At 56.1% G+C, this 19241-nt stretch carries 13 protein-coding genes and 2 pseudogenes; 7 read left to right on the top strand and 8 right to left on the bottom strand.

Features of this window, described 5'->3' with window-relative positions; all coding sequences use genetic code 11:
• The first annotated feature begins 724 nt into the window (after positions 1–724).
• From AC6JAM_RS13365 to AC6JAM_RS13350, 4 genes and pseudogenes are all read left to right on the top strand, one after another.
• The gene (locus AC6JAM_RS13365; RefSeq protein ID WP_497934951.1) at positions 725–2326 is read left to right on the top strand and encodes a tyrosine-protein kinase domain-containing protein; all 1602 of its coding nucleotides are present in this window, start codon (positions 725–727) and stop codon (positions 2324–2326) included.
• 482 nt (positions 2327–2808) lie between these two features.
• A pseudogene (locus AC6JAM_RS13360) lies at positions 2809–3609 on the top strand (IS3 family transposase); the annotation flags it as partial.
• A 134-nt stretch (positions 3610–3743) separates the two neighbouring features.
• On the top strand, positions 3744–5051 hold the full coding sequence (locus AC6JAM_RS13355; RefSeq protein WP_497934032.1) for an ISL3 family transposase: 1308 nt from the start codon (positions 3744–3746) through the stop codon (positions 5049–5051).
• A 3-nt stretch (positions 5052–5054) separates the two neighbouring features.
• Positions 5055–5408, top strand: a pseudogene (locus AC6JAM_RS13350) (integrase core domain-containing protein); the annotation flags it as partial.
• On the opposite strand, the gene AC6JAM_RS13345 reads toward AC6JAM_RS13350, so the two are convergent.
• From AC6JAM_RS13345 to AC6JAM_RS13310, 8 genes are all read right to left on the bottom strand, one after another.
• Positions 5395–5907, bottom strand: a complete 513-nt coding sequence (locus tag AC6JAM_RS13345; RefSeq protein WP_497934948.1) for an ISL3 family transposase — start codon at positions 5905–5907, stop codon at positions 5395–5397. The pseudogene AC6JAM_RS13350 and the gene AC6JAM_RS13345 overlap by 14 nt on opposite strands.
• Positions 5889–6314: a transposase family protein gene (locus AC6JAM_RS13340; RefSeq protein ID WP_497934943.1), complete on the bottom strand. Its 426-nt coding sequence runs from the start codon at positions 6312–6314 to the stop codon at positions 5889–5891. Before AC6JAM_RS13340 ends, AC6JAM_RS13345 begins: the two co-directional genes overlap by 19 nt.
• A 261-nt stretch (positions 6315–6575) precedes the next feature.
• Positions 6576–7478 carry a hypothetical protein gene (locus AC6JAM_RS13335; RefSeq protein ID WP_497934939.1) on the bottom strand — a complete coding sequence of 301 codons (903 nt, stop codon included), beginning with the start codon at positions 7476–7478 and terminating at the stop codon, positions 6576–6578.
• A 455-nt stretch (positions 7479–7933) separates the two neighbouring features.
• Positions 7934–8767, bottom strand: a complete 834-nt coding sequence (locus AC6JAM_RS13330; RefSeq protein ID WP_497934934.1) for a glycosyltransferase family 2 protein — start codon at positions 8765–8767, stop codon at positions 7934–7936.
• Positions 8768–8795: 28 nt separating this feature from the next.
• The gene (locus tag AC6JAM_RS13325; RefSeq protein WP_497934929.1) at positions 8796–10847 is read right to left on the bottom strand and encodes a polysaccharide pyruvyl transferase family protein; all 2052 of its coding nucleotides are present in this window, start codon (positions 10845–10847) and stop codon (positions 8796–8798) included.
• Positions 10848–10878: 31 nt separating this feature from the next.
• A complete protein-coding gene (locus AC6JAM_RS13320) occupies positions 10879–12366 on the bottom strand; it encodes a lipopolysaccharide biosynthesis protein (protein WP_497934924.1) in 1488 nt (495 codons plus the stop codon).
• Between the two features lie 72 nt (positions 12367–12438).
• Positions 12439–13524 (bottom strand): glycosyltransferase family 4 protein, encoded by a 1086-nt coding sequence (locus AC6JAM_RS13315; protein ID WP_497934919.1) that lies wholly within the window; start codon positions 13522–13524, stop codon positions 12439–12441.
• Positions 13521–14231, bottom strand: a complete 711-nt coding sequence (locus tag AC6JAM_RS13310) for a glycosyltransferase (RefSeq protein WP_497934916.1) — start codon at positions 14229–14231, stop codon at positions 13521–13523. The genes AC6JAM_RS13315 and AC6JAM_RS13310 overlap by 4 nt, the downstream gene beginning before the upstream one ends.
• A gap of 715 nt (positions 14232–14946) precedes the next feature.
• Here AC6JAM_RS13310 and AC6JAM_RS13305 point away from each other — a divergent pair.
• The 3 genes from AC6JAM_RS13305 to AC6JAM_RS13295 all read left to right on the top strand — a co-directional run bounded on the left by AC6JAM_RS13305 (position 14947) and on the right by AC6JAM_RS13295 (position 19160).
• Complete coding sequence (locus AC6JAM_RS13305) at positions 14947–16380, top strand: sugar transferase (protein WP_497934914.1); 1434 nt, start codon at positions 14947–14949, stop codon at positions 16378–16380.
• A gap of 680 nt (positions 16381–17060) precedes the next feature.
• Positions 17061–18383 carry a DUF4012 domain-containing protein gene (locus AC6JAM_RS13300; protein ID WP_497934912.1) on the top strand — a complete coding sequence of 441 codons (1323 nt, stop codon included), beginning with the start codon at positions 17061–17063 and terminating at the stop codon, positions 18381–18383.
• A 171-nt stretch (positions 18384–18554) separates the two neighbouring features.
• On the top strand, positions 18555–19160 hold the full coding sequence (locus AC6JAM_RS13295; RefSeq protein WP_497934910.1) for an LPXTG cell wall anchor domain-containing protein: 606 nt from the start codon (positions 18555–18557) through the stop codon (positions 19158–19160).
• Positions 19161–19241: the final 81 nt, after the last annotated feature.

Here is a 19241-nt window from a genome sequence, read left to right as displayed (position 1 = left end):
CAAATCCCGTGAAATCCTCAAGCCTGAGAAGCTTAACAAACGTCATCTTCCACCGGGTGGAGAGCGTAACATGCCTTGGCCTGACCAGTGACTGCCGAACCGAACGCTTATCCACCAAGCAACAATGTAAAAACGACGTGAAGATTACTAGTCGAAGGAACCTAAGCGAGGAGCGAACCTTGCCCTCTCATTCTCGGCTCTGCATGCACTGCACGAGCTCTGACCATGGAATATTCCTCGAGCCTCCGCGACCCCGCACATGCCGCAGACCTTCCCCTTTCGCACCGCCTCTACGCCTTTACGCCGAGAATGGAGGCGGCTAGCAAAAAGCCTGAGTACCGTGATTGGGTAAGCTTCCCGAGTGACCATTCGAGTAACTTAGGCCGCCCCGCCCAAGGATAGTAAGAGTAGTGAATACCTGCTTTTGACACCCTCAAATACTTGTCGTTGCATAGCCCGCAGTCATCCGAGCGGATGCCAGTCGACGTTGAGCATACTCGCATGATATATCCACGCGGAAAGTTGCTCCCTGGACCACCATACGGACCCTCACACATCTCGTGCTACACCTCCGCATGAGGGATCCTCAAGGACGTCCGGGCGCACACTCCAGCACGACCAACTTCGGTCCGCAGTGTCGGCGAAGGGAACAAAAGCCACAACAAAGGAGTCTGCATTCAACGCCAGTAGAAGACCCACGAATATGAGACTCCAGCGCCCGGGTATGATGGAGCGGACCGCACGCCAGTGCCGTCCTGGAAGCCGCCTATTGCGCTTCCAGCATCCGCCACAGGGGGTTTCCGGCTTGGATTTGAGTGAGTACCTACGCATCCTGAGGCGCAACTGGATGTTGATTCTAGCTCTGGCCTTGGTGGGTTTATTGAGCGGCGGCGTACTCGCGGTGCTCACTAAGCCTACTTACACTGCCGATACGCAGCTCTTCGTTGCGATCCAAAACTCAGGTTCCGTCCAAGAGTTGCAGCAGGGGAATACCTTCAGCCAGGCGCGAGTACAGTCTTACGTCAAGATTGTCGATTCCCCGGCGGTCTTACAACCCGTCATCGATACGCTAGGACTGTCGTCAAGCGCTGGCCAGCTCGCCCAGCGCGTTACAGCTTCAACGGAACTTAATACGGTGCTTATCAGCATCACAGTCACGGACTCGTCAGCGGTCCAGGCATCCGCAATCGCCGAGGCAACCGCCCGTAGCCTGATTAAGACTGTAGAGAGCCTGGAAGAACCAAAGAACGGTGGCCCGTCGCCCATCAGCCTCTCCGTTATTAAACCTGCTGTAGCGCCCTCGACGCCGTCGGCACCGAACACCCGACAGAATCTAATCGTCGGTTTAGTTCTCGGTCTCGCCCTAGGCGTTGCCGGGGCTGTGGCGCGTTCAATTCTGGATACGCGGATCCGAAGTGTGGCTGACCTTAGGCAAGTAACTGATGCGCCGTTACTCGGAGCAATACACTTCGAACAAGAGACAAGTAAGAAACCGCTCCTTACTCAAACCAGCCTCCAGAGCCCGCGCGCGGAGTCGTTCCGTCAGCTTAGGACAAACCTCCAGTTCGCCAACGTTTCAAGTCATGGCAAAACTGTCCTAATCACTTCGTCCCTTCCGGGTGAAGGAAAGAGCACCACTGCAACGAATCTGGCAATTGCGATGTCTCAGGCTGGTCAGTCCGTTTGTCTGATCGATGCAGACCTGAGACGACCAATGGTTGGGGAATACCTTGGTTTAGATATGTCCGCCGGACTAACGACCTCGCTAGTGGGTACTACGGACGTCAACGACGTTCTCCAACCATGGGGCGAAGGTGATTTGTACGTTCTGACATCTGGGCAAATACCACCAAACCCCAGTGAACTTCTTGGCTCTGATGAAATGAAACAGCTCGTTTCGCGCCTGGAGGAAATGTTCGACGCAATAGTCATTGACGCCCCGCCGCTACTCCCGGTCACAGATGCAGCTGTGCTCTCGCAGCATGTAGGTGGAGTGCTTGTGGTCGTCGATGCGCAGAGGAGTCGGAACCACGACTTGGAGAAGGCGCTAAGTGCCCTTTCTATGGTGGGGTCCAACATTCTCGGAGTTGTCATGAATCGTCTACCTCAGAAAGGTCCGGACGCTTACTCCTACGGCTCTTACGGTGCCTACGGGCCCGAAAACGTCGCGGGCAACACTTCTGGTCGAACTCGTCGCGCGGGCCGCCAACGGGGCAGCCAGGACCAGCTCACCGAGTTCAGGTCGGACCTACATGATTTGACACAGCCTGTTCCTTTACGTGCACCCCACAGATTTCCCACGGAGCGCTTCGAAGCTGGCGACTGAGTTCTGTATGCCAACCGGCCCTAAAATGGCGGGTTAACACTTTACGACTCCACTCCGTCCTGAGCCTCTGGGTCGCTTACCCGCCCTCTCAGGTTTTGGGGCGCTAATCGAGGCTGTCTCTGATTTACCCCGGACACTGCCAGGTTCTTCTTCGGCCAACCCCTTCAACCTAAGCCTCTAGCAGCATGCCGCTGTCCGATGCGGATGTTGAAAGACGAGGTCAGCTGGAAGTCGGCCGAGTTCCGTGGGTCGTCGCGACGCTTGCGTTGGAATTGGACGCTTAGCGGCTAACGGATGGGACTGCCCTCAGCTTTGTTGGCTCGGGGCGGTAGGGCGCCTAGAGAGCGGTGCGCTTGGTTGTTCCATTCTTGATGAAGGCTGTGAGTAATCCGAGCCGTTTTTGCTGTTGCCGGCAAGGGACTGCCCCCGGGTTTGTTGACTCCTTGACCTAGCGAGCTTGTGCTCGTGGAAGGATGTTGACCATTCCCACGGCTTATGGGGCGGAGTTCCGCCAGGATGTTATAGATGTGGCCCGCAAGGGCGAGGCGCCGCTGGCGAAGATTGCGAATGATTTCGGGCTGTCGGTCACGACGCTCAAGCGCTGGATTGCCATCGCCGAGCGTAGAGAAGCCGGGGCCGGCCCGGCAACGACGGAGTAGGTCGAGATACGGGAGTTGAAGAAGCAGAACCGCCTGTTGGAACAGCAGAATGAGATTCTCCGCCGGCCCGCGGACTATCTGGCCAGAGACATCAACCCAAAATGACCTACCCGCTGGTCACGGATCTTGCCGCCGACGGTGTTCCCGTGGCGGTGACCTGCAGGGTGTTGAAGTTCAGCAAGCAAGGCTACTACCGATGGCGAGCCAGTCCGGTGATAGAGCGCGACTGGGCCGATGCGCACCTGGTCAACGCCGCACTGGACATCCACGCAGACGACCCGGCCTTCGGGTACCGTTTCATCGCCGACGAACTCCCGGAGAAGGGCATCACAGCGGGTGAGAACAGGGTCCAGCGCCTGTGCAGGGACCACGGCATCTGGTCGGTCTTCTCCAAGAAGCGGGGCCTTAACCGGAAGCCCAGGCCACCGGTTCACGACGACCTGGTCGAGAGGGATTTCACCGCCGCAGCGCCGAACTAGCTGTGGCTGACGGACATTACCGAGCACCCCACCAGCAGAGGGCAAGCTCTACCTCTGCGCGGTGAAAGACGTATATTCCGGAAGGATCGTTGGCTACTCGATGGACTCGCGAATGAAGTCATCGCTTGCTGTCGCCGCTTTGGAGGCTCTTCAGAATTGAGAGTGTAATCGGCGCTGCCGCGTGAGAAGTCCGGGGCGGGGAGGTTGTTTCGGCTGGGGTGAGGGCCTTGGGAGAGAATCGGATTGTCTAGATCGTGATTTTTCTACCGCAAGGCCCTCGTGTTTAACGCTACCTTCCAAAGCCCTGACCTGACCACATTCTGCCGCCTCGACGGACTCGGACTCGAAGTGACCGGGCAGCATGTCCGCCCGGGCCGCGCCGTCCTTGCCTGCCGTGTTGTTGATCCTGATGACTGGTGCCGGAAGTGCGGGTGCCAGGGCGTTCCCCGTGACACGGTGACCCGTCGGCTGGGCCATGAACCCTTCGGGTGGCGGCCGACCACACTGCTGGTCAGCATCCGCCGCTACCGCTGCGCCGGGTGCGGGCACGTCTGGCGGCAGGATACTTCCAAGGCTGCCGAGCCGCGGGCGAAACTCTCCCGCCGGGGGCTGCGCTGGGCGTTGGAAGGCGTCGTCTGCCAGCACCTCACGGTCGCCCGGATCGCCGAAGGACTCGGCGTCACCTGGAATACCGCGAACAAGGCCGTCCTGGCCGAAGGACGGAGGGTCTTGATCGATGATCCGCACCGCTTCGACGGGGTCAAGGTCATTGGTGTTGATGAGCATGTGTGGCGGCACTCCCGCCGCGGAGACAAGTACGTCACCGTCATCATTGACCTGACCCCAATCCGCGATGGCACGGGCCCGTCCCGCCTGCTGGACATGGTCGAGGGCCGCTCGAAACAAGCCTTCGCGACCTGGCTCCAGGAACGCCCCCAAGAATGGCGGGACGGGGTTGAGGTCGTGGCCATGGACGGGTTCTCCGGGTTCAAGAGCGCCGCGGCCGAGGAACTCCCCGACGCGGTCCCGGTGATGGATCCCTTCCACGTCGTCCGGTTGGCCGGCGATGCCCTTGATTCGTGCCGGCGGCGGGTTCAGCAGCAGACGTGCGGGCACCGCGGACGGGCCGGGGACCCGCTGTATTCGGCTCGCCGGACCATCCACACAGGCGCGGACCTGCTCACCGAGAACCAACGCCAACGCCTGGAAACCCTGTTCACCGCTGATACGCATGTTGAGGTCGAAGCCAGTTGGGGCGCCTACCAGCGCATGGTTGCCGCTTACCGGGAACCAGACCGGGCCAAAGGTCAGCAGATGATGCAAGCCGTGATTGACTCCCTCAGCAGCGGCGTCCCCACCGCGCTGACCGAGCTCCGAACTCTCGGGCGCACCCTCAAACGACGGGCCCAGGACGTGCTGGCATACTTCGAGCGACCCGGCACATCAAACGGCCCAAGTGAAGCGATCAATGGGAGACTCGAACACCTACGAGGATCTGCCCTCGGCTTCCGGAATCTCACCAACTATGTCGCCAGATCGCTGCTGGAATCCGGCGGATTCAGACCGAAACTACACTCTCAATTCTGAAGAGCCGCTTTGGAGACCGCGGTTCGTTCACGCCGCCCGGCCGGAACGGTGGTGCATTCAGACCGCGGGTTCCATTTCCGGTCTCGCCGGTTCGTCGAATCCCTGCGGCACCACGCGCTCACTGGATCGATGGGCAGGGTCGGTGCGTGCGCGGACAATGCCGCGATGGAATCGTTCTTCTCGCTGCTGCAGGAGAACGTTCTGGACCGTCGGTGGCTCACCAGGCAGGACCTCCGACTGGCCATCACAACCCGGATCGAAAAAACTTACTACCGTCAACGACGGCAAAGACGGCTGGGAAAACTCACGCCTATCGAATATGAAACATTCAACCGGACCACGCTCATAGCGACCTAAGACCCCGAGTCAACAAAAGCCGGGGCAGTCCCTGCGGGGGCCAGGCCTCGTCTATAGCCCGGCCGCGGCGGCCGTTAACCTGTTGGGACAGATTTTGCCGGGTCTTGGTCATGGCTTGGTTGGCTAGGGAGATCAGATGGAAGTGATCGACCGCGACAGCGGTGCCTGGGAGCCACATCCGTAGCGCTTTGCGGAACGCCGCGGAAGGATCGATCACGACGACCTGCACGGCCAGGCGCCATTCCATGGGCTGGGCGAAAAGCCAGTCCACGACTCCCTTGTGGTTCCGGCCGCCACCGATGCCAAGGACTTGGCCGGTGTCCAGATCTACGATGGTCGTCATTGTGGGTTCGACTCGGTTCCATGCCTTCATTGATGGGTCCTGGAAGTCGCGCACGGAGCGGAACCGGTGTTCATCAATGCCGAGAATCCGGGGACTGAGGTTGTCCACGTCGGGCAGCTGCAGCAGGCAGGCCACGGTCACCGCCGCCCGAGCCATCCACCAGACACGGTCAAGCCAGCGGCGGTCTCCGAGACGGCCCTGCCGGAGCGGATGACTGCGTCAACGAACTGCTCCCGCAGCTGGCCCGTCGAGCGGACGCGGCGCGGGACCTGGGGCGTGGCTTCAAAGAACGACGGCCCGTCACACGCCTGCTCTTCGCAATACCAGCGGTACTTAGACCAGAGCACTTCCACCTGCCCGGCGACCGGAATATCGCGAAGTCGCTGAAGGCGCCGTTCCTTCCGCCGGGATGCAATGACCCCGCAACTCGGGCAGCCCGGAGGCTGGTCGGTCTCGACGATGACCTGCCGGCGGACGGCAATAACAGCGGTGGAAATGACGTGGTAGTCGGGCAGGTTGAAAACAATGGTGGCAGCGTCTGCGACCCCGATAGGCTCGATCACGGCTCGTGGTCTTGTTCCAGGTTGAATGCTAGACACACTAATCCGGGCAGGGCCACGGGTCCCCTTGTCGTCAACGACACCAGCTCAATTCCCCACGAACCGCGAATAGCCATGTAACAGCGGCGAGCAGACTGCGTAGCAGCCACACCGTACTTTTCACTTCGATGCTGCTGCAGGGCCATTTCCAAACACCACGACTATCGGCCAATGCTTGCCCGCAAAATCGCAGTGACCTGACTGCTCACAGCTGACAGCTGACAGCTAAGAAACTAACTCCGTGCCAGAGTAGCGAGGTGAGACCAAAGGAAACTTGCTAGACGCGGGAAACTTCGACAAAAGAAATATAGCAGCAGAAACGTAAGAAACAAAGAACATATAAGTCCAAAAGTCGCTACGACCGTATACGACTAGAAGACCAAAAGCCACTACGGTATAAATAGGCGCCCTCCGCGCAAAGAAAATCATCAGGGCAACCGCTGCGACGAAGACGATAGCAAATGAGATCTCAGTGTTACCAAAGAAATAGCTTAGCTGGGCCTCCCCGAATGGACTTGCACCAAGGCCGACCCCAGTGATGCCAAGACGATAAAAAGCGCGGCCAAAGTCGGTTATCTCAGTGATACGCAATATATTAGGCAGTAGGAACTGGGAGCGTTCCAAGAACGTACCACCCAGGTCAGGCGGAACCAATCCCATTGCCATCGAAAAATGCATATATTGTGGGAGTATAAACTCATGCAAAGAATCATAAATGCTGCCGGATTTAAGCGATGGAGAAAGGAAAATGAACACTGAGCAAGATGCAAATGCCAAAACTGCGCGCTTCGACAACAGCCCACCCAACATGATTATACAAATAGCGCCCGTAGTAATGGCCTCCTTTCTACTCCCGACAAGTAAAAATGGAGCCCACAATATCGCGATCGAAACGATGGGCAGCGACCCAATCGAACGGGTGAAGATCCGACATACAAGGAAAACTGTGGCAGCCATGACCAGCACCTGGACATTATGGTTTCCACCTAAAAGCAGCTGGGTTGCATACTGTCGCCGCTCCCCGCTCAGCACGTTACCGAATCCAATCGACGCTATTTTAAGCCAGTCAAACACGCCTATCGTTACGAACATGATCGAAACGACAAAGTCGGGCAGGCTCGACTGCACCGAGCCAATACTATTTCTGCACGCCCCAGCGGCCCGTGAGACTACGGCCCCAATGCGCTCGAACCCAAATAAAACCTCGACAAATATCACGGCTAGGAACACACACCGCAGGTCCAAAGCAGTAACGGATTGGACTACCTGAAGCGAGGGCCAAGGTTCGAAGTTTTGGCGCGCATACTTGAGAGCCAAGTAGGCGGTTGACGCGTACAACGTTAACGATAGAAACAGTACTGCCGCCAAACGACGAGACCTCAGAAAGAAAATTTGGACCGCAAGAACGGATAACCACGTAAGCAAGACGACTTCTATAGCGTCACGGCCAAGTGCGAAATACAAAAAAATAGCTGCACTGAGATTTAACATGCGACCGAGTGGCACCTTGGGCGGCCGCAATAACCTAAATTTGCGTGATTCATCTCCGACCCCGCTTGTGGTGGTCGAGCTTATGGGACTGGTCATTTTCCGACAGTACGTCCAATCAGGCCTTCGAGCCTACCTAGTGATACTGCAGCTGCCTCAGTAAAGCTCATGGACGAACTGGGCATGAGAAACCGAGCCCAAGGGGTTACGCAAATTTTTATTTTTTTGAGCATCGGGTAAGACCACTTCGAATGCACCCGTCCGTATCCCCTTCCGTATCCCCGAAGTTTAGCCAGATAGTATTTCTGACTCAGACCGTGCTTTTCCGAGACGCCCATGACACTTAGCTCATTGTCCCAGTGCACAGTCAAATTTTTATGCATCAACTTCAATAGTACGTCCGTACCCTCACCAGACTGCCAAGGGGTTGGGCACCCGGTACCAAGAAGCTCATCAAAACCGCCAGCAGCATCTGTTGCTGTCCGAGACAGAACCATGGCCGGTTCAATCACGCGCCAAACGTTTTCCAGATCTAGGCTGTAATTGCCGTCTTTGAAGTGGTAACGAGGAACCCCGTTATCGATGTACCGAAGTACAACTAAGTCCGTTTTTGGATGCTTGCGGCAAAGATCAGCAACAAGAGTTTCCGGTAAAATACTCGTGTCATTTGGAAAGATAAAATGGCTTACGTCAGAAGATGCGGCTCTAATTACAGCATTACGGCCTGAAGAAAGGCCAGGACTAGATGTTGTCGTGAAAATTGTAAGCCGGCCTTGAAACTCGTTCGCCAATGTGGTTACGGATGAATCTACGCTTTGGTCGCACACCCCTACGGAGAAGTCTTTATAGCTTTGACGAGCGAGGGATTCAAAAAGAGCGGCTAACCGCTCCGTCTTGCCAATGCTGGAAACAACAACGCACAAATGCATTCGTCTGACCGCCTATGTTTTGTCGAGACTACAAGCCGAGATCGTCTGTTAGCGACTCTAGCGCCCCAGCCTTGGCCCGTACCCTTCCCGCCATGCGACCGGCCTGATTACCAGCCCGAGTGATGAATTTTCGTACAAGCCGAGGACGGAGGAGCATGGCCAAGGCAGCCCAAGGCGTCGCGAGGCCCTCAACTATCGAGTCTGCTAAGGGCCGCCTTGCACCGAAGAGCCTGTGTCGGGCTAAAAGGGCGGCATCACTAGCACCATACCTGAACGACTGGTTCCAAATTTCGCGGAGACCGGTACGCAAGCGATATTCAACTACGGCGTCCGGCGCGAAGGAGAGCTGAAATCCTGCGTACTGAGCCCGCCAACAAAAATCTATGTCCTCGCCGAACCTTGTATCTTCAGCAAAGCCCTCAAGCTTCTCAAGGACAGTCCGTTTCGCGCCCAAGTTGCAGCTGGGTACAAAGTCCAGGTGCCTGAATTTCCGCGGAAGGCCCTGCGTCGTCTGATAGTGCCACGAGGCGTCGTGCGGATCATTCAACAGATCGTAACTCAGTCGCCCCCCAACAACATCAGCTTTGGCAAGCGCACGAGCCAATCCCGAGAGCCAGTGGATATCGACTTCATCGTCAGCATCGCAGAAAGCAACTATTGGCGATGAGGTAGCCCGCCACCCAACATTCCGTGCGAAGCTCGGGCCCGGAACACTCGTAGCATCAATCGACCTGAGGCTGATGTTTGCCGGGAGAGGCCCTTCGAACATATCTCCGGCAGGCGTAAAGCTAGCATTGCATGCCACAACTATCTCGATTCGACCAGAATAGTCCTGCTGCATGAGGCGCTTGACCTGGAAACGCAGCAGCTCAAGGCCGGAGCCGTAAGGGACGACAACTGCCATGTCAGCCGAAGTGGCCTCCGCGCGGTCTTGATCGTCTGAACGAGAGGTCTCCGAGGGTACGACTGAGCCTCGGACCAAATCTTCCTCGTGACGCATCAAAAAAGCCCGCTTCACGAGTTCGGAAACCGAGATCGCTCCTTCCTTCCAGGTCTTGATTGCCAACGCCGACTTGAGAAGATGCTGAATCAACTTGTCCCGGTTGCCCGCAATCCGAGCAACGCGCTCGGGCTGCTGACAAGCTTGGATTTCTGAAGCCAGTTCCTCCGCAGTATGGCCTACCTGAATTAAGGGTTTCGATTCGGCCACGCTGAGCCAGAAGTCGTCGCATTTTGAAGCATAGGACAACGGCACGGCAGGAACCCCAACGGAGACTGCTGCCACAGCCCCGTGCAATCGTTCCGAAACGAAAACAGAACATTCCGAAATTTGGAGGAGCATTTGCTTCACGTCGCCGTTATACACAGCGACCTTCGCACCCCCAAGTTCCTTACTGAGCTCCTGGGCCACCTCGGCATCACTATCTGCTAGCTGGAATACCACGGCTTCAACAAGCTCGTTCGAACTGGCAATCGCAGCTTTGATGCCCTCCGCCACCGTTTCTACGCTGAAACGCGTGGACGTCTGCGAGCCGAGGCAGACCCCAACCGTCCCCAGGTCGCGAACGCCGTCGACAAGCACGCCGGCAACAGTCGGGTACATAAGGGCCGGGTCACCAATCACGGGGCACGGCTTCTGCCAATTCAGTTCACACTCAACTGCCGTCAGTGGACCGCGCACGCCAAAGAGGACCGCCCCTGGAACCTGGCGCCATCGCTTCCAATTCGACTCCTGCAGGCCCAGCGCATAGGAATCATTCCCAGCTGCAGCTCCAGCACCAGCCAAAACAATCCCGGCCGACCCATAGAAATTGACCGCGTTATGTGCATGCCCAGCCCAACTACTAAAGCCTATAGTTGTGCCACCGCCTAGAAGAATCAGCGACTCGGATCCCACCAGTTTTAGGCGACTCTTCAGAAAACTAAAGCCGCGTTTTATGTAATCCCTAATAAATAAAGGCGCCTCTATATCAAGGTTATCGTCCAGCGCATATTTCCAAGCTTCATGCAATAGATCGTCACCAAAATTATTAAACCCCTGCCAGCCTAAATAAACGAGGCGCCTCTTCGAAAATTCCACATCTTCTCCTATAGGTAAAACTATCTTTGCATCATGAGCCGCGAATGTGCGAAACTATTTTAGGAACTATAACCCGATACGCCGGAACAAAGGAAGCAAAGGCGAAAAGAATAAGGCCCAAAGCGAAGACATCTAATCCAAGAAAAAGAAAATTTCCACTTGGCGGAAGCATATGCCTAAGACCTAAACCGGCCGCTACCGTGATTCCCGTAAGAACAGCAGGCCACATGATTGGCCGGAACAGGTCAGCGAGGGCTAAGTGGGCGCGGCGTCTAACCACTAAGAATCCCGGTACAACTACGAGGCAGGAGGCAGTTGCGTATGAGAGTGCCATCCCATATGGGCCCCAAGGTATGCCAACAAAGAAAGAACCTATTATGAGTACGCGGGTTAGCAGTGACCATACCATTTGTCGCTGTACCTGTCCGGAAGAAACAAAAATCCACGAGTTCACGTAGCCTAAAGCTTGTGCAACACCGGCGAAAACCAGAGCCCCAAATATTGCCGAAGACTCGCGCCAAGCATCGCCGAATACAGTAACGATCAACGCGTCAGAGAATACAAGGAGCACGGCAAAGGCTGGCCAAAGAATGGAACTAACCGTAAACACAATGGTTCGAACAAATTTACGATATTGAGCCCGATCAGAAAATGTACGACTTAGAATCGGAACGAAGACGCGCTGCAGGGGACCGTTAACCTGTTGAAGCGGAATAATCATGAGCTGGTAGGCCTGATTGTAAAGACCGGCAGCACGCGCGCCAAAAAAGGCACCCACAAGCACGTTGTCAATATTACGCGATACGTAGTTGAGAACCTGAACAAAAGAAACGTTCCACAGAAACGGGACAGAAGCCCTAAATACTCGAACACTGCCAGACTTACGGGCTCTCCACGGGCATGCGGCTATAGTCAGCACGGCTTGTGAAATCATGAATACTACTGATTGGAGAACCAAGGAAAGCGCGCCGGCACCGAGTGCGCCTGCGGTCAGGCCCGTTGCGCAGCCTACCAAGACTGAAAACAACTCTATGGAAGCCATCTTCTTAAATTCGTAATTCCGAGCTAGAAGCGCGTTTGGAATCGATCCCAGGCTGGCAAAGAGGAAGACTGGCGCCAACAGAACAGCAAAAAGTCTGTATCTATCATTGCCAAAGACCAGTGCTAGACCAGGCCCTGCCAGTGCAAGTGACGCTCCCAGAATGAGACCTATGATCACATTGGCGTAGTGCAGGGAATCGAGCAGCTCTCTACGGAGGTTCGCTCGTTGTAGAACGAGTGTCGAGAACCCCGACTCCCGCAGGAGCTCGGCTGCCGCACCAAAAATCACGATTACGGCCGCTGCTCCGTATTCCGTTGGTCCTAGAAGTCGCGCGAGAGCAATTGTTGTCCCAAACTGGATGCCGAACCGAATCCATGAAGCCCCTGCCGTTACTAAGCCACCGCGAACAGATGCTCGGCTCAGACTTGTCTCCGATCCCCAAGCTATCCGTCGTGGATTTCTGCTGCTTGCTTTCACCCTTTACAGCCAGCTTCGAATACAGGGACCCATCGCAGAGTTGATCTACTTTCGACAAGACGCCAGTTTCGCCTACACATAGTCGCCTGTGGTTTGGTTCGAGTCTCGCAGGTTAAGGTGGTATAGGTCGTTAAGACTGGACGCAAGGTGTGCTGCACTGCCTTGCCAAGTGAAGCGTGTGTTGGCGTAATCGCGCCTTGCCGCCCGCAATGTCGGGCTATCCGGAGTCTCCAGCATAGACCTGAGACCCTTTGTCACGCTGACCTCATTCTGCGGATCAATGTACTCCGCAAAATCGGAGCACACCCACCTCATTACTTCGACATCAGAAACCAGAAGTCTTGCCCCGGCACTAAGTGCCTCGACCGCTGGTAGCCCAAAACCTTCATCCAATGAAGGGAAAGCAACGAAGCTTGAGGCGTAGTACAGAGCCGCCAATTCTTCATCAGAAACATATCCTAGATGTCGAACTGAGTCGTCCATCGGAATTTCGACGCTTGCGAAGACCGAGCTGGAACCTCCAACCAAGACCAACGGGTATCGGTCGCGGAGATCCTGCGGTAGCGCTAAATAAGACCTAACCAAGGTCGCAAGGTTCTTTCTCGGATCCTTGCTGGCCACAGAAAGTATATATCTGCCGGACTCCAGCGCGAGCCGACTCAGAATACTATCCAAAGTCCTCTTACAGATGTGTCGACTGAATACCTCTGCGGGAGCATTGGGGGCGACTATTACTGGCGTTTCGCTACGTGTCAGCGACAGCACCTGGCGTGAAACCGGTTCACTAACGGTGATTATTGCCGAGGCCGTCCGCAACTGGAGTCTGAGTACTGGAGCATGCGTCAAAACGTACTTGCGAGAGTACCATTCGGGGTGCGTCAAGACGAAGATATCGTGTACCACGAGGATGTGCCGATAAGCAAGTAATGGGCTCCTGCTTGTAAGCGAAATCAAAAGCGCCTTGCGTGTGCGGAAAGCGAGCGTCTGAGACCAAATCCAAGCTCGCTCGGACTTACCCTGCCACCATAGCCGCGGCGTAATTTCTCGAACTCGATCGGGATGTTGTCGAAGCAGCTCTCTTGAAATTTCATCAGCGTAACGCTGCTGCCCTGTTACGACCTGGCCACGAAAGGCCCCATTTACAAGGATGTCTTTCATCGCGCACCTATCCAGGTCTTCAATTGCTCCGCAAAAATTTCGCGCGAAAAATCTTTTGCGCGACTCCGGCAGGCAGTGCGGTCGATGGACTGGACCATCGATAACGCATTTTTTGCATCATCCATTTCCGTGAAATCAAAATGGACGCCTGTTACCCCGTTCACCACTGTCTCTGGTGCTCCGCCAACTCTATTTACGAGTACAGGGGCTCCGACGGCCATAGCTTCGACTGGCATTATTCCAAAATCTTCGACACCAGGGAATACGTAAGCCAGTGCACGTTCATAGAGCGAGAACAGAAGTGCGTCGGACGGGGAATCAAGGAATGTGACAGGCACGTCGACGTTATCTGCCAGTGCATTAAGGTGCCCACTCTCTGGGCCGCTGCCAGCGATGACAACTGCGACTCTAGCCTTATTACCGAATTCTATAACTTGGTCTAGCCGCTTATAGGAAACAAAGCGGGAGGCTCCCAAAACAAACTCTGGGGGTAGCCCCTGGAGAATCTTCTCCTCAGTTGGTGTAAGTCGCTCCGCCCACGAATGAACAGACTGGATTCGGGCGACGTCCACGGGTGGATATATGACGGATGATTCCATCTGCCATGTGTTCTCAATCCGTTTTTGGACGAAGCGGCTATTCGCGGCGATATTTTCGTTCTCTGATGCCCGACGCCGGTCTAGCGCGCGAAAAAGTGGGGAGCTCATGCGGGGGACGAAGCCTTGCCCACGCATGTCCAAGTCTGGTTCCCATATGTACCGAGCGGGTGTGTGGGTGTAGATAAATTTGGGTGTATCTCGTTCCACTCCGCGGAGAGTGGCGTGGTGAGCAAACAAGTGAGAGCTAACCAACATCCAATCTACGGGCTTGCTCACACGCATGTTACGCCAAGCAAACGGCATGAAGCCCACAGCCATGGCTTTTCGGCTCCTTAGTGGCGTTCGCGCTAACCACGACTCCACCGGCGGATTGTGTGCAAAACGTTCAGGAGCATCGTTCCAAAGACAGCGGATCGGCGCGTCCGGGAATGTGTCCGCCATTGCGTCCAACACCTTTTCAGCCCCGCCGGCGCGCTCGATCCACTCATGTACTATAAGTCCCGTCATTGAGACGTTCCCCCCAATTTTCGTCGGCAGATCGCCCAGATTGACCGGCAGAAGCCTAGCAGCAAAGCTTGACGCCCCCAATTCTTGGATCTGCTGCTCACGGTCATTAACCTGGCGGGTTGGGAGATACAGTCTGGAGGTCCATAATTAGGCCCGGACACCAGCGGTCGCTCCGTGCCGCGGTTGCCGATTAGCGGATGACTGCGAGGACGTTGCAGCAGCCAACCTGAGTCTAGTCTTAGCAACAACGGAAGTCGGCTCTAGTCAAAACTGCTAGCCGCGGCTGGCAGTCGTGTAACGGTGTGGAGGGTGCAATTTGGGGAGCACAGACGATTGGCGACGAAGAACATCTCGACTCTTACGGATCGTTGATGCGTTTGTAATAGTTTGGGCAGTGGCAGGCGCTTATGTAATAAGGTTTGGCATCGAACCAGAACTGAACATTTCAGGAAAAGAACTGAACTATGCTGGCCTCTCTATAGGACTCGCAGTTATCTGGTGGGCGATGCTAGGTGCCTGGAATAGCAGACAAAGTCGCGTGCTAGGCGCCGGTCCAGATGAATACAAACGCGTTACAGCAGCCTCTCTTTGGCTATTCGGCTTAGTCGCTATTTTTTCGTATGCTCTGCGAATCGACACAGCACGTGGCTACGTCGGTATAGCTCTCCCCGTTGGCCTTTTCGGTCTACTCCTCGGGCGGTGGCTCCTGCGACAGCACCTCAACGTCCACCGCGAAGGTGGCCTAAGCATGTCGCGACTCATGCTACTAGGGGGCCCCAGTGCAGTTGCCCATTTAGCGGAATCGCTGAGAGGCGCTAAATTCTCCGGATACCTACCTGTCGCTGCATATGTACCCGGCAACGCAGAAGACGTCACCGAGACCATCGCCGAACTGCCCATTTTGGGACGGCAGGCTGATGCGGAGCATATCCTCAATGCCATCACGACTTGCCAGGCCGACGCCGTAGCGATATCTGCAGGTGTCCAGTTGCACCCACAAACCCTGCGACATTTAGGTTGGGAGCTGGCATCGAGAAACGTTGGCCTCATCATGGCACCTGCCCTCACTGACATTGCCGGGCCTCGGATACACACTCAACAGGTAGCGGGACTTCCGCTTATACACGTTACTACTCCTACGCTTGAAGGTGGACAACGAGTAGCCAAGCGGCTTTTTGATGTTTTTGCATCCGTGCTGCTTATTGTCTTGGCTACGCCGGTGATGTTTCTCGTTGCCCTAGCAATTAAAATGGACAGCAGGGGGCCTATTCTCTTCAGGCAGGAGCGAGTGGGCATGAACGGCCAGTCATTCAAAATGCTCAAGTTTCGTTCTATGGTTGTCGATGCAGAAGACCAGCTCGAGAAGTTGAAACTTCAAGACCAGGGTAATGGCGTACTTTTCAAGATGAAGAACGATCCCAGAGTAACGAGAGTTGGTCGGTCGATACGTAAATACAGCCTCGACGAACTCCCGCAACTGTTCAATGTCTTCTGTGGGAGCATGAGCTTAGTTGGCCCTCGCCCCCCTCTACCCCGGGAGGTGGCCTCGTACGAACGCGATGTCCGAAGACGGCTGCTTGTCAAGCCGGGGCTGACAGGCCTATGGCAAGTAAGCGGTCGATCAAATTTGTCTTGGCAAGATTCTGTCCGCCTCGATCTTTACTACGTAGAAAATTGGTCCCTTGCAGGCGACCTGATGATCATCCTTCGCACTGCTCAGGCAGTTTTCCGAAGCACGGGCGCCTACTAATTCCACGAAGCGAGACACAGTGAGGGAAGCCCGGGGGTAGCCAGTCTATTGCAGCAAGAATATTGCCCGCCAAAAGGGCAACCCTGCTTGCGACACCACCAAAGTGAGGAAGTTGGACCATGACTAGGGCAGCGAGACGAGTTAGTCGAGGCCAGGAAAAAAGCGACAATGATGGCGTCTCGCAACATAGTTCGCGCAGACTCCGCCGGCGTAGGCGGATCACTTTCGGTTTCTGCGCTCTTGTAATCGTTGGAATCGTAGCCACCGGATCGTGGTTGGGCTCTAGAGCCTTGGCCCTAAAAAACGATCTTGAGGCCTCCACAGCATTGGTGCCTCAATTGCAGGAGCGAGTACTAGCAAAGGACCCGATTGGAGCTGAGTCGGCATACAAAGCCCTCCGTGCCCATACGTCCTCCGCTGCGGCAACTGTCGACGACCCAATTTGGAGTCTGGCATCTGCGCTGCCGTGGATTGGTGCGAATTTTGGAGCGTCTTCTGAGATCGCGCGTACGGCTGATGACGTCGTCGAGTTGGGAGCCGGGCCACTAGTTGACGTCTTGAGCTCCCTTGATTGGGAATCCATTGTCCCAGGTCGGCTGGATGCGGATTTGGCGCCCATACAGCGTGCTGCTCCAAAAGTGGCAGCTGCCACCCACGCCGTTAGGGAATCTTCCAACCGTTTGAGCAACATCAACTCAATGGATCTTCTTCCGGCAATCGCGCGGCCGTTGGAGACGGCTCAAAAGCAGCTAGCAGCAGCAGCGGATACTTTGGAATCGGCCTCCGACGCGGCTCAACTGTTACCCACAATGATGGGCGCGGACGGCTCCAAGAACTACCTCCTCATGATCCAAAACAATGCGGAAGCTCGTGCATCAGGAGGCATACCTGGGGCCGTAGCGGTTCTCACACTGGATCACGGGAAGCTCTCTTTAGGCGCTCAAGGCAGCGCAGGGGACATGGGCATTATGTCCCCTGCTATATCCGTGGATCCGCAACAGCAGCAGATCTACTCGACGCGGCTGGGAAAGTATTTGCAAGACGTGAATCTCACCCCAGACTTTCCGACTGCTGCAAGTAGTGCCCAAGCAATGTGGGAAAGGAAGACTGGTCAACGGGTGGATGGAGTCCTTTCTATCGATCCGGTGGTCCTCAGCTACATCCTTCAGTCCACCGGACCAGTCTCAATCAATGGCTCCGAATTGGCAGGGGTCAAGGCAGCGGGATTGCCCACCGAACTGACCGGCAGCAATGTGGTTCCCACGCTCCTTTCGGACGTGTACGCGAAAATAAAGCAACCTAAGTTGCAGGACGCGTACTTCGCTGGTGTGGCAAAAGAAGTCTTCTCAGCACTTTCCAGCGGAAATGGCGAAACTAAAGATCTTATCAGCGGCATTACCCGCGGAACGGAGGAAGGCCGGGTCTTGATCTGGTCCGCCGCAGCGGCCGAGCAATCCATAATCTCAAAATATGCCGTAAGCGGCTCCATTTCCGGACCGAGTGTTTCACCAGCCCAATTTGGTGTCTATTTCAATGACGGCACTGGCGCGAAAATGGACTACTACGTCAAACGTACGGTCAAGCTCATTAAGGAGTGTCCGGCAGACGGCTACGAACAAACGACGGTTCGAGTGACCAGCACTAATACAGCACCCAGCGACGCTGCCACTTCTCTTCCGGCTTATGTCACGGGTGCAGGTACCTTCGGAGTTGCCCCGGGTACGGTTCAAACGAACGTCGTTGCCTACGGCCCCGCCCAGGCAAACGTTGAGTCAGCCACGGTTGACGGCCGGAAAACTCCCTTCGCTCCTTACATCCATGCCAACAGACCGGTAGGCGTCGTTGCTCAGCAGCTTGCGCCTGGTGAAAGCAAGACTGTGGACTTCACCTTCGGAAAGATAGTTCAGCACATGGAACCTAACGTGGTTGTCACACCGACCGTGCAGCATGTAAAGGACGTTATCCTTCCGACGGAAAACGCGTCCTGTGATCAAGGTCAGTGACGATCGCGTTAACACTATGTAAACCGACTGGATTGAGGTTGGTGACAACCTATCCGGGATGGTACCTTCTATCTGGGATATCTATCCGTAGTTCTGCACATGGTCTCGTGCGGAGGGGGCATCTCCCCAAAATCGGGTAATCAAAACTTAAACGTCTCCGGGGGGACATACATGAAGAAAACACTCGCTGCTCTCGCACTTGCGGGCTCCATCGCACTCATCGGTTCGGCGCCTGCCATGGCCGCAACCTACCCGGCGCTTCCGCCGCAGGCCGCCGTTTCCGACGGCACCGTTGGCCCGGGTGAAACCTTCGTCTTCCGCGGCCAGGGCTTCCTTGCCGGCGAAGGCCTGACCATCACCGTTACGCCGGGCCAGGCTCCGGCCTCCAACGGTGCTGGCCTGGGCCGCTCCGTTGCCGTGAAGATTCCCGTCTTCCAGGCACCGCAGACCCTGTCCGCAACCGCCGACGCCCAGGGCGCCTTCTCCCTGCCGATCTCCATCAGCGAAGCCGGCACTTACTCCCTGACGGCCAAGGGCAACACCTCCGGTGTAGTCGTTGGCCCCGTCACGGTTACCGTGGCTGCTTCCCTGGCAAACACCGGCTCCGTCGCAGGCAACGCCGGCGGCGCTCCGCTGGCCAACACGGGCGGCCTGGCCAACACCGGCGCCGACTCAGGTCTGATCCTGTGGACCCTGGTGGGCGCAGGCGCACTGGCCGCCGGTGCAACCTCCGTCGTGGTGGTTCGCCGCCGCGCCAAGGCTGAGGTCGCTGCCTAGCACCAAGGCTTTTTAGCACCAACGAAGGTGGGTGCATTTCCGGAAACGGAGATGCACCCACCTTCTGCTTTGTGTGGTATC

This window comes from Arthrobacter sp. GmRoot5-12 (assembly GCF_059739365.1).
The sequence above is the reverse complement of the archived record's forward strand: the minus strand, read 5'-3'. Positions and strand labels throughout refer to the sequence as shown.

Coding starts and splice junctions, on each gene's coding strand:
- AC6JAM_RS13365 (WP_497934951.1), top strand. CDS start 725: ATGATGGAGCGGACCGCACGCCAGTGCCGTCCTGGAAGCCGCCTATTG.
- AC6JAM_RS13345 (WP_497934948.1), bottom strand. CDS start 5,907: ATGGCTCGGGCGGCGGTGACCGTGGCCTGCCTGCTGCAGCTGCCCGAC.
- AC6JAM_RS13330 (WP_497934934.1), bottom strand. CDS start 8,767: ATGCATTTGTGCGTTGTTGTTTCCAGCATTGGCAAGACGGAGCGGTTA.
- AC6JAM_RS13315 (WP_497934919.1), bottom strand. CDS start 13,524: ATGAAAGACATCCTTGTAAATGGGGCCTTTCGTGGCCAGGTCGTAACA.
- AC6JAM_RS13310 (WP_497934916.1), bottom strand. CDS start 14,231: ATGAGCTCCCCACTTTTTCGCGCGCTAGACCGGCGTCGGGCATCAGAG.
- AC6JAM_RS13295 (WP_497934910.1), top strand. CDS start 18,555: ATGAAGAAAACACTCGCTGCTCTCGCACTTGCGGGCTCCATCGCACTC.